This window comes from Streptomyces sp. PsTaAH-137, assembly GCF_003259365.1.
Lineage (GTDB): Bacteria > Actinomycetota > Actinomycetes > Streptomycetales > Streptomycetaceae > Streptomyces.
This window is the reverse complement of the sequence record NZ_QLLY01000002.1, coordinates 300,822-315,579: the sequence shown is the minus strand read 5'-3', so window position 1 is coordinate 315,579 and position 14,758 is coordinate 300,822. Positions and strand designations below refer to the sequence as shown.

Below are 14,758 nucleotides of genomic sequence, written 5' to 3'. Positions count from 1 at the left end.
AGCCTCTGAAGGGGAGGCGGCGCGAAGCGCCTGCCTCAGGGGCGCGGGGAACTGCGCGACCAGCCACGACGAGAGCCGCACCCGACCACTACCCCGCAAGCTCCCGCTCCAGAGGCGTCCGGAAGCGGGGCGTCACCCGCACTCCGGCGAGCCACGCCGTGAGGCGATCGGCCTCGGCCGCGACGGACCGTGCAGCCCGCCGGCCCCCCGAACCGTCCAGCAACCGCCACACCACCTCACCCCCCTCCCGCTGCCCCCAACCCCCCACGACCCGCCCGTTCCACCACACGGTAGGCCCGATGTTCCCGCTGCGGTCGAAGAGCGCGGAGCGCAGCTCCGGCGGGCAGTACCAGTCGCGTTCCTGCCACCCCATGGCCGTCGGATCGAGCCCGGGAAGCAGCGCGGCCCAGGGACCGGGCTCACCCTCCGGCGCCCCGAGACCGTCCGCGAGGACATACCCGGTGCCGCCCCCGTCCAGCGACACCACCACGGCCCCCACCGCGGCGAGCGCCCTGCGCACCTCCGTCACCTTCCACCCCGTCCACCACTTCAGATCCGCCTCCGTGGCGGGCCCGCACACCGCCAGCCAGCGCCGCAACAGCTCCGACTGGGCCTCGGCGACCGGACGTTCGGGATGCGGCGGCGCGACCGCCCAGCGGAACTGGGTCGAGGTCCAGGAGCCGAGCGGCCGCCCCCGCACCACCCGCCCCTCGACCCCCAGCACCCGCATCAGCCGCGACGGCACGGTGTGCGGCGCCTCGTAGCTCCGGCCCCTGCCGTAGACGAAACTCTCCTTCAACCGCGGCTCGTCGACGGTCAGTTCGGCCACCGTGGCCTGCCCGCGCCGCTCCAGCGCGGCCAGCGCCGACGCCTCCACCTCCGCCAGCCACTCGGGCGTCAGCCGCCCGTCGCTGCCGCTCACCATGTCCTTGAGCAGCCCGGCCCGCGCCTTGGCCGCGACCGCGAGCCCCGTCGAGGCGTGCACGGTGGCGGCCAGCTCCGACGGGAACACGAACACCGTGTGCCGCATCCCGTGCATCCGCACCAGCGACCGCTCCTCGTACAGCGCCGCCTCGACCCCGGCGACCGTCCCCGCCGGGTCGGCGAGCCGCGCGCCGACCGCCAGATACACCGTCGCCGGGTCCGTGCCGTGCAGCGCCACCATGGACCGGGCCACCTCCAGCGGCGTGCCCGCCCGGGCCGCGGGGGAGAGCAGATGCGCGCGGGCCAGCCGGATCCTCCGCTCCTCGTCGCCGATGTGCCGGGCCGGAGCAACCGTCGTAGGACTCATGGCGTCCATCTTTCCGCGGCGGCCACCCGTTTGCCGTACTGGGCATGCGGCCTCACCACCGGCCCCCGTTGACTGGGTCGACCAGGAGGAGTAACCGTCGAGCGGAGGTGTTCGGGATGGCTCACAGGCGAAGCGGCGTACGGGCGACGGGCGCGGCGGTGGCCGCGGTGGCGCTGGCCCTGACCGTGGCCGGCTGCTCCGACAGCGACACCAGCCCCTCCGAGGCGGCGTCGAAGGTCGGCTCCGCCGCCTCCAAGGCCGCCGACACGGTCGCCTCCGCGACGGCCGAGGCGGGCAAGAAGATCGACGAGTTCAAGGGCGGCGTCAACGCCAAGGACGATGTCGAGCTCGGCGACGTGGCGACCGACGACGGCCGCGCCACCGTCCCGGTCACCGTCGACAACGGCCAGTCGTCCAGCAAGTCGTACGCGGTCCAGGTCGAGTTCCGCGACAAGGGCGGCAATCTGCTCGACACCGTCGTGGTCACGGTGAACGACGTCGGCGCCGGCGCGTCGAAGAAGGCCACGGCCCGCTCCAACCGCTCCCTCGACGGCGACGTCACCGCCGACGTGGCCCGCGCGCTGCGCCACTGACCGGCGGGGCGCGCACGCCATGAGCAGCCCCGACCAACGCGCCGCCCACGGCAGGCAGGCCCGCAAGCACGCCCCCCGCTCCTCGCACGGGCCCTGGATACCGTCCGCCGACCGCCTCGACCCCGTCCTGGTCCTGGAACGCCAGGGCGCCGACCGCCTCGCCGACCTGCTGCCCATCCGGTACGGGCGGATGGCCGCCGGCCCGTTCGCGTTCCTGCGGGGCGCCGCCGCCGTGATGGCCGGCGACCTCGCGACCGGCACGCACACCGGCCTCACCGTCCAGCTCTGCGGCGACGCGCACCTGCTGAACTTCGGCCTCTTCGCCTCACCCGAGCGCGCGCTGCTCTTCGACCTGAACGACTTCGACGAGACCTGCCCCGGCCCCTTCGAGTGGGACGTCAAACGGCTCGCCGCCTCGGTCGCCGTCGCCGCCCGCGACAACGGCCACAGCGACAAGCAGGCCCACCAGGCCGCGCGGGCGGGCGTGACCGCGTACCGCACCACCATGCGACGCCTCGCCGGACTCGGCGAACTCGCCGTCTGGTACGAGCGGATCGACGCCCACGACCTGCTGCCCCTGGTCCGCTCGGCCCGCCACCGGGCCCGCGCCGAGCGCACCCTCGCCCAGGCCACCCGCCGCACCAGCCTGCACGCCCTCGGCAAGCTCACGGAGCTCTCTCCCGACGGCCGCCGCCGCATCGTCAACGACCCGCCGCTGCTCGAACCGGCGGGAGTCTCCGACGCCGCCGCGATCCGGAAGATGTTCGGCGACTACCGCTCCACGCTCGCCGAGGAGCGCCGCCGCCTCCTCGACCGCTACCGCTTCGTGGACGCCGCCCGCAAAGTGGTCGGCGTCGGCAGCGTCGGCACCCGCTGCTTCATCGTCCTGCTCGCGGGACGCGACGCCGACGACCCGCTCTTCCTCCAGATCAAGGAGGCGACGCGCTCGGTCGTCGAGGAGTACGTGCCACAGACCGGCGCCACCCTCCACCCCGGCCACCGCGTGGTCTCCGGCCAGCGCCTCATGCAGGCCGCGGGCGACATCTTCCTCGGCTGGATGACCGGCCCGCAGGGCCGCGCCTTCTACTGGCGGCAACTGCGCGACATGAAGGCCTCGGCCGACGTCGCCGGCATGCCCCCGGACGAACTCCTCGCCTACGCCCGCCTCTGCGGCACAGCCCTCGCCCGGGCCCACGCCCGCTCCGGCGACCGCATCGCCATCGCCGCCTACCTGGGCGGCGCCGACACCTTCGACCGCGCCGTCGCCACCTTCGCCCTGCGCTACGCGGACCAGACCGCCCGCGACCACACCGCGCTGCGCCGGGCCGTCGCCGACGGCGTGGTGACCGCCAACCCGGGCCTGTAAAGCCTGCGTACGGCACGACATGAGCACTGACCTGAGTGATGTGCCGCAGCCCGAGCACCATCCTTCCGACAGCTTCGCGGTCGTGGCCGTCGCCACGTCGGCCGGCGGCATCCACGCCCTGACCGTGCTGCTCGGCGGCCTGGACGAGCGATTCCCCCTGCCCGTCCTCGTCGTCCAGCACCTGGATCCACGGCACCGCACGGTCCTCGCCGGAATCCTGGGCCGCCGCACGGGGCTCGGCGTCAAACTCGCCGAGCAGGGCGACACGGCCCGCCCCGGCACCGTCTACGTCGCGCCACCCGACCGGCATCTCCTGGTCGGCGCCGACGGCACCCTCTCCCTCTCCCAGAGCGAGCTCGTCCACTTCCTGCGCCCCTCCGCGGACCTCCTCTTCGAGTCCGTCGCCGGGACCTGCGGCGCGCGCCGTCGCCATCGTCCTGTCCGGCACGGGAAACGACGGAGCGATGGGTGTGGAGGCGGTGAAGTCACGAGGCGGTACCGTGATCGCCCAGGATCCGGAGACGGCCGAATTCGGGGGAATGCCGGAGGCCGCGGTGGGGACCGGAGCGGTCGACTTCGTGCTACCTCTGGAAGAAATCCCCGCGGTGATCCGGGGACTTGTCGACAGGTAGAGGCTTGAGGTAGGCAGCGATGAGCGGGGCGCCGCGCGACGCGGAGACGGACGAGGAGCTGGAGGAACTGCTCGGCTTCCTGCGGGACGCCCGTGGGTTCGATTTCACCGGATACAAGCGCTCCTCCCTGGGGCGCCGCATCCGCAAGCGGATGGCCGACGTCGGCATCGACACGTACGCGGACTACCGCGACCAGCTGGAGACGAACGCCGACGAGTTCGGCGCGCTGTTCAACACCATCCTCATCAACGTCACGTCGATCTTCCGTGACACCGACGCCTGGACCTATCTCCAGCGCGAGGTGGTCCCCGAGATCCTCTCCTCGCTCGCGCCCGAGGACGAGATCCGGGTGTGGAGCGCGGGCTGCTCCAGCGGCGAGGAGGCGTACTCGCTGGCGATCATGTTCGCGGAGGCCCTCGGCATTGAGGAAACCCTCCAGCGGGTGAAGATCTACGGCACCGACATCGACGACGAGGCGCTGCGCGACGCCCGCTCCGGCCTCTACCCGGCCAGGACCCTGGAGCCGCTCGCCGCCGAACTGCGCGAGAAGTAACTCGAGCGGAACGGCCCGCAGTACGGCTTCCGCTCCGACCTGCGCCGCCGGGTCATCTTCGGCCGTCACGACATCACCCGCGACGCCCCGATCTCCCGGTTCGACCTGCTGGTGTGCCGCAACACGCTGATGTACTTCAATGTGGAGGCGCAGACCCAGATCGTCGACCGGTTCCACTTCGCGCTGCGCGAGAACGCCTTCCTGTTCCTCTGCAAGGCCGAGATGCTGCTCAACGACGCCGACCGCTTCGACGTCATCAGCATGCGCCAGCGCATCTTCCGCCGCCGCCCCGGCGGCTCCACCACGCCCTACCAGCCCGCGCCGCTGAAACTGCGCCCCGGCGGCCTCGGCGAGATGCAGAGCGTGGCGCGCAACCGGCAGCTGCGCGATCTGATCCTCGACGCCTCGCCCGGCGCCGCCCTCGCCGTGGACGCCGAGGGCCTGGTCGTGCTCATCAACAATCTCGCCCGCGGCCAGTTCGGCCTGACCGCCAACGACATCGGCCGTCCCTTCCGGGACCTGGAGATCTCCTACCGCCCGGTCGAGCTGCGCTCCCTGATTGACCAGGCCACGCACGAGCGCCGCACCCTGCGGGTCAACGGGGCGGAGCGCAGGGTCGGCGAGGACGTCCAGTTCTTCGACATCCTGGTCCAGCCGCTGGTCGGCAGCAGCGGACTGCCCGCGGCCACCAGCATCACGTTCACCGACGTCACCGTCGCCACCCAGCTCAAGGCCGAGGTCAAACGCGTACGCGAGGACCTGGAAACGGCGTACGAGGAACTCCAGTCGACGAACGAGGAGCTGGAGACGGCGAACGAGGAACTCCAGTCCTCCATCGAGGAGTTGTAGTCGACGAACGAGGAACTCCAGTCCGGGAACGAGGAACTGGAGACGATGAACGAGGAGATGCGCATCCGCAGCGAGGAGATGGACGAGGCCCGCTCCTTCCTGGAGGGCGTCCTCACCTCCATCGCGGCCGCCGTCGTCGTCCTCGACCAGGACTTCCAGGTCAAGAGCTGGAACCTGGGAGCCGCCGACCTGTGGGGTCTGCGCCTGGACGAGGTGCTCGACGAGCCCTTCTTCGGCCTGGACTTCGGTCTGCCCACACAGTCGCTGCGGGCCATGGCGGAGGAGTGCATCAGGACCGGAAAGCGTGGTGCCTCCATGGAGATCGACGCGGTCAACCGCTTCGGCCGCCACATGAGTTGCAGGGTTCAGTGCAGTCCCTTCGGCGGCCAGCACGGAGGCGTTGTCCTTCTGATGGAAGAGGGCCGTAGCCCGGGTGCGGAGGGGTCCGCAGGCGTACGCTGAGCGCATGGACCTCGGGGGCGACCCGCCCGATCAGGCCGCGCTGGCCTGGCAGCGCGCGGCTCGCGCGCGTGAGCGCGCGGACCGCGCCTCGCTGCTCGCGGAGCGCTACGAGTCACTGTCGGGAAGGCTCGCCGACGCTGCGTTCCGGCGGCTCGCCGAGATGCACCACGGCACCGCCTCCCGCCACCGGGACGCCGCGGAACTCCTGGAGGCCCATGCCCGTCGGGCCGGTCAGTGGAGCCGCGGTGAGGGTCCGCCGCCCTTTTTCATGACCGGCGTCGCCGAGGCATGCGGAACGGAGAGCGTCGCCGTGACCCTCGTGGACCATGAGCGCAACCAGCTCGTGACCGCGTCCTCCGACCAACCCGCGCGCGAGGCACAGGACTTGGAGTACATCCTCGGGGAGGGTCCGGTGCAGGACGCGGTAGTCGCCCGTGCGCCGGTCGCGGCATCCGGTGGTGCGCTCAGCGGCCGCTGGCCCGGATACGGCCCGGCCGTGGCGGCGCTCGGCATCGCCCGGGTGGTGGCCGTGCCGCTGGAGGCACCGGGAGAGTGCATAGGGGCTCTCGCGGTCTTCGACCCGCACCCGGCGACCGCGTCCACGGCGCTTTTCAGCCGGATCGCCGACGCGCTGACGCGCAGCGTGCTGCTCGGCGGGGACGCCGGCCCCGGTCTGCTCGGCGGCATCGACCGCCGGGCGGTGGTGCACCAGGCCGCCGGAGTGGTGGCCGTCCAGCTCGACTGCTCCATCGGCGATGCGCTGGAACTGGTCAAAGCGCGGGCGTTCGCCGACGGGCGCTCCATCGGCGATGTGGCGGCGGATATCGTCGACCGACAACTCGACCTCGGCTGAGAAGGGTTCGTACCGTGGTGCTGCATGAGCAGGAACTCGCCTCGATCTTCGCCCGGTTGACGGGCGAGGCGGCCCGCGATCCGCTCGACACGCAGGTCCTGCTGACCGCCCTGGTGGAGGGCGGCAGCAGGCTCTTCGGCGCCCGGGCCGCGAGTGTGCACTACCTCTCCACGGCGGGCGGGACCGTGCAGACACAGGGCACGATGAGCGCCCTGCGCGGTCTGGAGGAGGACGCCACCGGATGGCAGGAGGGTCCCGGTCACGACGCCCGCACCACCGGCTGCGCCCTCATCGACGTGGACGTGACCACCCCGCCCACGCGCGTCCGCTGGCCGCGTTGGTCGGCCCGCGTCACGGCGCTGGGCCACGGCCGGATCACCGCGCTGCCGCTGCCCGCCAAGGAAGGGCCGACCGGCGCCCTCATCCTGTTCGACGCGCAGGACCGCCGCCTCGACGAGCGGGCGCTGACCCTCGCCCGCCTCTTCGCCGAGGCCGCCGCGCACACCCTCGCGCTCCAGCGTGAGGTGAGCGAAAGCCGCGTTCTGGCAGGACAGTTGGAGCACGCGCTGTCCAGCAGGGTCGTCGTCGAACAGGCCAAGGGCATCGTCTCGGCCCGGTACGGCATTCCAGTGGACGAGGCGTTCGAGCGGTTACGGCGGTATGCGCGTTCCCATCAGCTGAAGGTGGCGCATGTGGCCCGGCAGATCACGGAGCGCCCGGGCGAACTGCCCTTCCGGTGACGGCTCGTCAGGCTCCGGCGCCCTGAGCGCTCTCCTGCTGAGCCGTCTCCTGGGCCTTCTGCTGGGCCTTCTGCTGAGCGGCCTGCGCCATCTCGCGCAGCGACTCCTCTTCCTCGTTGCTCAGCGACGTCTGCACCAACTGACCCCCGAACACGGCGAGTTCCGGAATGACCTTGTCCTGGGCCGCCTGCTTCACCAGGGCGAACACGGCGGCGGCGCCCGGCCGCAGATTCTGGCTCAGCTCCTTCATGAAGCCGTCGTTGATCCCGGTGTCCGTGACGGCCCCGCCGGCGGCTCCCGCGGCGGCGCCCACGGCCGCGCCCAGGAACGGCACCAGGAACAGCATCCCGATGACCCCGCCCCACAGCGCACCGCCCGCGGCCCCGGTCGCGGTGTGGTTCACGGCCTGATGCAGCTTGATCTTCCCGTCGCTCTCCCGCCGCTCGACCACGACGATGTCCTCCAGCTCGACGAGGTGCTCCCGGGTCAGCGAAAGGACCTTGTCGCGGACCTGGTTGGCGGTGGCGAGGTCGTTGTACGCGACGACGAACAGATTGCTCATGGGGCACTCCTCCGAGGCTGCTTCAGCGTGTGCGACGTGCCCGAGTTTAAGTCTTTTGCCTGATTTACGCCTTCTGGGATCTCGGGAGCGGGGCCGGGACTCTGCGGTGGCATGAGGTCCCCGCGGTGGCGTACGTCCTGAGAAGTTCGTCTGCGGTTCACATGACGCGGTTAAAGTCCGTGCACGCTGAAGCAACTTGGGGTGCGGGACGAGTCCCGCGGGGAATAGAGGGCCCGATGTCGCACGACGGTGGAAATGGTGGACAGGACGTGGCGCCGAGATCCGGGGCGCCCACGTTCGCGCGGCTCACGGCCGAGGCGCGGCGCCAGGCCGCACTGCCCAGGCCCGGGGCGCGCGGCCGTCGGGAGGCGGACATCCGGAGGGTGCCGTGGTGGCGGGTGCTGACGCTGCGCAGGATGTCGGGCCTGTCCAGCCTCGCCGGGGCGGCGCTCTCCGCGGTGGTCGTCCTGGCGATCTACGCGCTGGCGGGCTCCTCCGGGCTGGCTCCTCGGGCGCTGCTCCTGCTCGTGGTGGCGATCGGCCTGGCCCTGCACGGTGCCTACCGCCTCCGCGGAGCCGGTGGGGCGACGGCCCGGGCCCTGGCCCGAGCGGCCTGCGCACCCGACCCCGAGCCCCAGCGGTACGCCCTGGTGTACGACCCGCCCTGGGGCGGCACCGCCCTGCTGGTGCTGTTCCCGGCCGCGGGCGGCGACGAGGTCCGGCCCGAATCGATCCTGGAACTCAGACCGCTGCCCCAGGCTTCGCGCAGCTTCCTGGGGACGGCCAAACTCCCGGCGGACCTGCCCGTGAAGCCCGTCGGCACCCTCGAACTCCACGGCAGCACGGCCGAGTCACCGATGGGCGTCCCCTGGATCGAGGACCGGGCGTACTGGCCGAGGCACCTCTACGGCCCCGATGACCTGCGGCACGGAGAAGGCCGGGCCCTGATGACACGGCTGACGGCCGACCTGCCGGAGGAGGCCGGAGAAGAGATCGGCTGAACCGCCACGGCCGCCACCCCGCATGACGACTGAGCCCCGCCATTCTCCGGAGAGGATGGCGGGGCTCGTGTGCAGGGGCTGTTCCCCGGGCGTCCGACCAGGTGGCCGGATTCTGGGATTTAGATGTCGAAGTAAAGCTCGAACTCGTGCGGGTGCGGCCGCAGCTGGATCGGGGCGATCTCGTTCGTGCGCTTGTAGTCGATCCAGGTCTCGATCAGGTCGGACGTGAAGACGCCGCCGGCCTGGAGGTACTCGTTGTCCGCCTCGAGGGCGTCGAGGACCGCGGGGAGGGAGGTCGGGACCTGCTGGACGTTCGCGTGCTCCTCGGGAGCCAGCTCGTAGAGGTCCTTGTCGATCGGCTCGGCCGGCTCGATCTTGTTCTTGACGCCGTCGAGGCCCGCCATCAGCAGCGCCGAGAAGGCGAGGTACGGGTTCGAGGACGGGTCCGGCGCGCGGAACTCGACGCGCTTGGCCTTCGGGTTCGAGCCCGTGATCGGGATACGCATGGCCGCGGAGCGGTTGCGCTGCGAGTAGACCATGTTGACCGGGGCCTCGAAGCCGGGGACCAGGCGGTGGTACGAGTTCACCGTCGGGTTCGTGAAGGCGAGGAGGGAGGGGGCGTGCTTGAGGATGCCGCCGATGTAGTAGCGCGCCATGTCGGAGAGGCCCGCGTAGCCCTGCTCGTCGTAGAACAGCGGGTCGCCGCCGGCCCACAGCGACTGGTGGACGTGCATGCCCGAGCCGTTGTCACCGAAGATCGGCTTCGGCATGAAGGTCGCGGTCTTGTTGTTGCGCCACGCGACGTTCTTCACGATGTACTTGAAGAGCATCAGGTCGTCGGCCGCGGCGAGCAGCGTGTTGAACTTGTAGTTGATCTCCGCCTGGCCGGCCGTGCCGACCTCGTGGTGCTGACGCTCGACCTGCAGGCCGTTCTTGTCCAGCTCCAGGGAGATCTCGGCGCGCAGGTCGGCGAAGTGGTCAACCGGCGGGGCCGGGAAGTAGCCGCCCTTGTAGCGGACCTTGTAACCGCGGTTGTTCTCGACGGCGCCGGTGTTCCAGGCGCCCGCCTCGGAGTCGATCTCGTAGAGCGAGCGGTTGGCGGAGGTCTCGAAGCGGACCGAGTCGAACACGTAGAACTCGGCCTCGGGGCCGAAGTACGCGGTGTCGGCGATGCCGGTCGACGCGAGGTAGGCCTCGGCCTTCTTCGCCACGTTGCGCGGGTCACGGGAGTACTGCTCGCCCGTGATCGGGTCGTGGATGAAGAAGTTGATGTTGACCGTCTTGTCGCGGCGGAAGGGGTCGACGCGCGCGGTGGACAGGTCGGCGCGGAGCGCCATGTCGGACTCGTGGATGGCCTGGAAACCGCGGATCGACGAGCCGTCGAAGGCAAGCTCCTCGGCCGGGTCGAACGCCGCTGCCGGCACCGTGAAGTGCTGCATCACACCCGGCAGGTCGCAGAACCGGACGTCGACGAACTTGACGTCCTCGTCCGCGATGAACTTCTTGGCGTCATCGGCGTTCTGGAACATCCAACTCCTCCTACTCCCACCCGGGGAGGGGCGGGGTTGCAGCTCGGTGGTGCGGCCAGTGCGGTGGCACACGCTGGGACCCGACCTTAAGCAGACCGGATTTCTCAAGCATGACCCATTTGTTTCGCCGAAGTTAACCGGACCAGGGGCCCGGGCCGGGGGAAGGACGCGGCGCAGTACCGTGGAGGCGTGGACAACAGGGAAGCAATGGGTTCGTGGCTGTCGGGGCCGCGTGAGGCGTTGGAGAACGCGGGAGCGGACTTCGGTTACCGCGGTGAACAGCTCGGGCTCCCGGAGTCCGGGCCCGGGTCGATCGCCCGGCCCGGGCGGCGCATCGGGGCGCTCGTCGTCGACTGGGCGCTGTGCATGCTGATCGCATACGGCCTGGTCACGCACGGCTACAACCAGGCTACGGGGAACTGGGCGCTGCTCATCTTCTTCGCGCTCGGGGTGCTCACCGTCGGGACCATCGGCTGCACGCCGGGGAAGCGGCTGTTCGGGTTGCGGGTCGTCTCCGAGGCGGGCGGGCGGCTCGGGTTCGGGCGGGTCGTCGTACGGACCGTCCTGCTGTGTGTGGCCATCCCCGCGCTGATCTGGGACCGGGACGGCCGCGGGCTGCACGACCGGCTCGCGAAGTCGGTGGAAGTCCGTATCTGAGAGCGACGTCGGCTGCTACGACGAGAGCCGCGCCCGACAGACGGGCAGAAAGAAGCGGGCCGGAACCCGAAGGTTCCGGCCCGCTGAGTCTCGTAGGGACGGCGGCGGCAGCGTCAGCGTGCCTTGCCGCCACCCTTCGGCATCCGCATCCCCTTGGGCATCGGCCCCTTCGGCAGCGGCATGTTCGACATCAGGTCGCCCATGGCGCGCAGCCGGTCGTTGGTCGACGTCACCTGCGGGCCGTTGAGCACGCGGGGCAGCTTCAGCATGGTGGTGCGGACCTTCTTCAGCGGGGTCTGGCCCTCGCCGTTGCCCACCATGATGTCGTGCACCGGGACGTCCGCGACGATGCGGGCCATCTTGCGCTTCTCGGCCGCGAGCAGCGTCTTCACCCGGTTCGGGTTGCCCTCCGCGACGAGCACGATGCCGGCCTTGCCGACCGCGCGGTGCACGACGTCCTGGCTCCGGTTCATCGCGACCGCCGGGGTCGTCGTCCAGCCGCGGCCGATGTTGTCGAGCACCGCGGCCGCCGCTCCGGGCTGGCCTTCCATCTGGCCGAAGGCCGCTCGCTCGGCCCGGCGTCCGAAGACGATCGCCATCGCGAGGAAGGCGAGCAGGAGCCCGAGAATTCCGAGATAGATGGGGTGACCGATCAAGAAGCCGATCGCGAGAAGGACACCGAAGGTGACGATTCCCACAGCCGCGAGCACAAGACCGATCTTCGGATCGGCCTTGCTGGTCATCTTGTAGGTCAGAGCGATCTGCTTGAGTCGCCCCGGGTTCGCAGCGTCCGCTGCCGTGTCCTTCCTCGCCATGCGTTGAAGTCTACGTGGCCGGGGACGCCGCATGAACAGCAGTACGGTCCGGCAGGCGTCAGCCCCGGGCGGAGACGGCCTCGAGCACCCGCTGGGCCTCGACGCGGTCCTTGGCGCGGCGGCGGTCCTCCAGGACGGAGGTCCAGGCGTTGCGGCGGGCGTGGCGCTGGCCGCCGCTCATGAGCAGCGACTCCACGGCGCGCAGTGCGTCGGTGAACGTCGGGATGGCGGTGGCGCGAACGGGCGCGGCCTGCATGGTGGAGGTCCCCCCTCAGAGACGGGTCAGGGCGTCGGGCAGGTGTGCACGAGCGGTGATTTCAGGGTCACTGATTGGTGTTACCAGGGCGTGACCGGACGGTCAAACGCCCATGAAACCTTGACGCCGGTGCCGAAAACGATGACGCGGCCCTGACGTTCGCCCTCATCTGCGAGGACGGCCGGGGCCGCGCCGTACCGGCCAATACTGGCCGGTAGTGTTTTGTGCGTGAATTCACACGGGTGGAGGCCCGCGTTCTCACCGGACGGTCAGACCGCCTGAGAGGCGACGTACGCGCCACGCTTCTCGATGGCCATCTGGTACAGGCGCCCGGCGCGGTACGAGGAGCGGACCAGCGGGCCCGACATGACACCGGAGAAGCCGATCTGCTCGGCCTCGTCCTTCAGCTCCACGAACTCGGCCGGCTTGACCCAGCGCTCCACGGGGTGGTGCCGCACGGACGGCCGCAGGTACTGCGTGATGGTGACCAGCTCGCAGCCGGCGTCGTGCAGCTGGCGCAGCGCCTCGGAGATCTCCTCGCGGGTCTCGCCCATGCCGAGGATCAGGTTCGACTTGGTGACCAGGCCGAACTCGCGGGCCTCGGTGATGACCTTCAGTGAACGCTCGTAGCGGAAGCCGGGGCGGATGCGCTTGAAGATGCGCGGCACCGTCTCCACGTTGTGCGCGAAGACCTCGGGGCGGGACGAGAAGACCTCGGCCAGCTGCTCGGGCACCGCGTTGAAGTCGGGGGCGAGGAGCTCGACCTTGGTGCGGCCCTCGGCGCGCTCGGCGGTCTGCGCGTGGATCTGGCGGACCGTCTCCGCGTACAGCCAGGCGCCGCCGTCCTCCAGGTCGTCGCGGGCGACGCCGGTGATCGTGGCGTAGTTCAGGTCCATCGTGACGACGGACTCGCCGACGCGGCGCGGCTCGTCGCGGTCGAGGGCCTCGGGCTTGCCGGTGTCGATCTGGCAGAAGTCGCAGCGGCGCGTGCACTGGTCACCGCCGATGAGGAACGTGGCCTCGCGGTCCTCCCAGCACTCGTAGATGTTGGGACAGCCCGCCTCCTGGCAGACCGTGTGCAGGCCCTCGGACTTCACGAGGTTCTGCATCTTGGTGTACTCGGGGCCCATTTTCGCCCGGGTCTTGATCCACTCGGGCTTGCGCTCGATGGGGGTCTGGGCGTTGCGGACCTCCAGGCGCAGCATCTTGCGTCCGTCGGGTGCGACTGCGGACACGACCGGCTCCCTAAAGCTTCGATTCCTCGGCGTACATCAGGGTACGCCCGTGATGTACATGGCCCTCACGGGTGGCCAACCTCTGGCCAACGGGGCCCATTCCCCACCGGGACGGTCAGGCGGTGGCCTTCTCGGCTGTCTCGACGAAGCGCGGTTTGAGGTCCGCTCCGCCCAGCACGTGCTGGAGGTGCTTCTCCGCGACCGGGAGCACCTCGTCCATGGTGACCTCGCGGCCCAGCTCGTAGCTGAGCGAGGTGACGCCCGCGTCCCGGATGCCGCACGGGATGATCTTGTCGAAGTTCGACGTGTCCGGATTCACGTTCAGCGCGAAGCCGTGCATCGTGACGCCCTTGGCGACGCGGATGCCCATCGCGCAGATCTTGCGGTCCTCGTGCCGCTGCCCGGCGTTGGAAGGCGCGTACTCGGGGCCTACCAGGCGGTGGTCGAACTCCTCGTCCTCGCTGCTCAGCCGGGGGTCGAAGTCCAGGGACAGCCCGCCGAGGTTCGTCCGCCGCTCGATCGGGTCGCCGAGGACCCAGACGCCGGCCCGCCCCTCCACGCGCGCGGCCTCGATGCCGAACTCGGCGCAGACCGCGATCACCGCGTCCTCCAGGCGGCGCAGATGCGCGACCACGTCCACGGGGCGCGGCAGCTTCTGGATCGGGTAGCCGACGAGCTGGCCCGGGCCGTGCCAGGTGATCTTGCCGCCGCGGTCCACGTCGATGACCGGGGTGCCGTCCAGCGGGCGCTCCTCGGGGGCGGTGCGCCGGCCCGCGGTGTAGACCGGCGGGTGCTCCAGGAGCAGACAGGTGTCGGGGACCTCGTCGGCGAAACGGGCGGCGTGCACCCGGCGCTGCTCGTCCCAGGCGACCTGGTAATCGACCATGTCCGCACCGAACCCCAGCCGGACGAACCGGAACTCACTCACGGCAAGCGCCTCCTCAAGAACCAGAACCTTCACCGTGCACATGTCGCGCCCTCGCCAAGCGTACGGCGCCCCGCCCGCGCCTCAGTGGGTCGGGTAGAGGCGGTACGAGGCGTCCAGGTCGCGCACCTCGACCGAGTACGTCACTCCGGGGACCGCCGACAGATGCTTGTCGAGCAGGGCCAGTACGTCGTGGGAGAGCGCGTCCTTGACCGCCTGTGGACGGCCGGGCAGCAGGCCGACCGACACATGCACGAAGGGGGCCGCCTCCCCGTCCACGTACGAGGCCGAGGGCCGTGCGAACGTCTTGCCGACCCCTACCGACCGGACGCGGTCGACGACGAGCGGGTGCAACTCCGCGACCAGCGCGGACACGTCGAGGCCGCCGTCCGCGCCGACGAGACGGTCGGAGTAGTCGATGTCGATATGAGGCACGGGG

General features: G+C 70.7%; 16 protein-coding genes and 2 pseudogenes. 10 read left to right on the top strand and 8 right to left on the bottom strand.

The features are described 5' to 3' along the window. Nucleotides 1-88: 88 nt before the first annotated feature. Nucleotides 89-1,291 carry a winged helix DNA-binding domain-containing protein gene (locus K377_RS04975; protein WP_111662187.1) on the bottom strand — a complete coding sequence of 401 codons (1,203 nt, stop codon included), beginning with the start codon at nt 1,289-1,291 and terminating at the stop codon, nt 89-91. Nucleotides 1,292-1,407: 116 nt separating this feature from the next. On the opposite strand from K377_RS04975, the gene K377_RS04970 reads away from it, so the two are divergent. From K377_RS04970 to K377_RS04945, 8 genes and pseudogenes are all read left to right on the top strand, one after another. Further along, nucleotides 1,408-1,884 carry a hypothetical protein gene (locus K377_RS04970; protein WP_111661894.1) on the top strand — a complete coding sequence of 159 codons (477 nt, stop codon included), beginning with the start codon at nt 1,408-1,410 and terminating at the stop codon, nt 1,882-1,884. Between the two features lie 19 nt (nt 1,885-1,903). Continuing rightward, the gene (locus K377_RS04965) at nt 1,904-3,250 is read left to right on the top strand and encodes a DUF2252 domain-containing protein (protein WP_111661893.1); all 1,347 of its coding nucleotides are present in this window, start codon (nt 1,904-1,906) and stop codon (nt 3,248-3,250) included. 19 nt (nt 3,251-3,269) lie between these two features. Further along, nucleotides 3,270-3,882 (top strand): annotated as a pseudogene (locus K377_RS42815) (chemotaxis protein CheB). Nucleotides 3,883-3,901: 19 nt separating this feature from the next. Then, nucleotides 3,902-4,645 (top strand): annotated as a pseudogene (locus tag K377_RS42140) (CheR family methyltransferase); the annotation flags it as partial. A gap of 12 nt (nt 4,646-4,657) precedes the next feature. Then, entirely contained in the window at nt 4,658-5,284 is a 627-nt protein-coding gene (locus K377_RS42135) for a PAS domain-containing protein (RefSeq protein WP_375605909.1), read from the top strand. 45 nt (nt 5,285-5,329) lie between these two features. Further along, on the top strand, nt 5,330-5,746 hold the full coding sequence (locus tag K377_RS42130; RefSeq protein WP_237551513.1) for a PAS domain-containing protein: 417 nt from the start codon (nt 5,330-5,332) through the stop codon (nt 5,744-5,746). A 4-nt stretch (nt 5,747-5,750) separates the two neighbouring features. After that, nucleotides 5,751-6,599, top strand: a complete 849-nt coding sequence (locus K377_RS04950) for an ANTAR domain-containing protein (RefSeq protein ID WP_111661892.1) — start codon at nt 5,751-5,753, stop codon at nt 6,597-6,599. Nucleotides 6,600-6,613: 14 nt separating this feature from the next. Continuing rightward, nucleotides 6,614-7,339, top strand: coding sequence for a GAF and ANTAR domain-containing protein (locus tag K377_RS04945; protein WP_111661891.1), 726 nt, complete (start codon nt 6,614-6,616; stop codon nt 7,337-7,339). A 7-nt stretch (nt 7,340-7,346) separates the two neighbouring features. On the opposite strand, the gene K377_RS04940 is transcribed toward K377_RS04945, so the two are convergent. Continuing rightward, nucleotides 7,347-7,901: a DUF1269 domain-containing protein gene (locus K377_RS04940; protein WP_111661890.1), complete on the bottom strand. Its 555-nt coding sequence runs from the start codon at nt 7,899-7,901 to the stop codon at nt 7,347-7,349. Between the two features lie 269 nt (nt 7,902-8,170). Here K377_RS04940 and K377_RS04935 point away from each other — a divergent pair, with 269 nt between their 5' ends. Next, nucleotides 8,171-8,902, top strand: a complete 732-nt coding sequence (locus K377_RS04935; protein WP_146614683.1) for a hypothetical protein — start codon at nt 8,171-8,173, stop codon at nt 8,900-8,902. A gap of 119 nt (nt 8,903-9,021) precedes the next feature. Here the strand turns inward: K377_RS04935 and glnA are convergent, their stop codons facing one another. Further along, complete coding sequence (gene glnA / locus K377_RS04930) at nt 9,022-10,431, bottom strand: type I glutamate--ammonia ligase (protein ID WP_018532933.1); 1,410 nt, start codon at nt 10,429-10,431, stop codon at nt 9,022-9,024. A gap of 189 nt (nt 10,432-10,620) precedes the next feature. On the opposite strand from glnA, the gene K377_RS04925 reads away from it, so the two are divergent. Beyond that, complete coding sequence (locus tag K377_RS04925; protein WP_111661888.1) at nt 10,621-11,088, top strand: RDD family protein; 468 nt, start codon at nt 10,621-10,623, stop codon at nt 11,086-11,088. A gap of 113 nt (nt 11,089-11,201) precedes the next feature. On the opposite strand, the gene K377_RS04920 is transcribed toward K377_RS04925, so the two are convergent. The 5 genes from K377_RS04920 to K377_RS04900 form a co-directional block, all read right to left on the bottom strand. Next, on the bottom strand, nt 11,202-11,903 hold the full coding sequence (locus K377_RS04920; protein ID WP_111661887.1) for a DUF4191 domain-containing protein: 702 nt from the start codon (nt 11,901-11,903) through the stop codon (nt 11,202-11,204). Between the two features lie 58 nt (nt 11,904-11,961). Beyond that, the gene (locus tag K377_RS04915) at nt 11,962-12,159 is read right to left on the bottom strand and encodes a hypothetical protein (RefSeq protein ID WP_111661886.1); all 198 of its coding nucleotides are present in this window, start codon (nt 12,157-12,159) and stop codon (nt 11,962-11,964) included. Between the two features lie 269 nt (nt 12,160-12,428). Beyond that, complete coding sequence (lipA, locus tag K377_RS04910) at nt 12,429-13,394, bottom strand: lipoyl synthase (protein ID WP_111661885.1); 966 nt, start codon at nt 13,392-13,394, stop codon at nt 12,429-12,431. Nucleotides 13,395-13,509: 115 nt separating this feature from the next. Further along, nucleotides 13,510-14,322, bottom strand: coding sequence for a lipoyl(octanoyl) transferase LipB (gene lipB / locus K377_RS04905; RefSeq protein ID WP_111661884.1), 813 nt, complete (start codon nt 14,320-14,322; stop codon nt 13,510-13,512). An 81-nt stretch (nt 14,323-14,403) separates the two neighbouring features. Next, nucleotides 14,404-14,754, bottom strand: coding sequence for a 5-carboxymethyl-2-hydroxymuconate Delta-isomerase (locus K377_RS04900; protein WP_111661883.1), 351 nt, complete (start codon nt 14,752-14,754; stop codon nt 14,404-14,406). Nucleotides 14,755-14,758 lie beyond the last annotated feature (4 nt).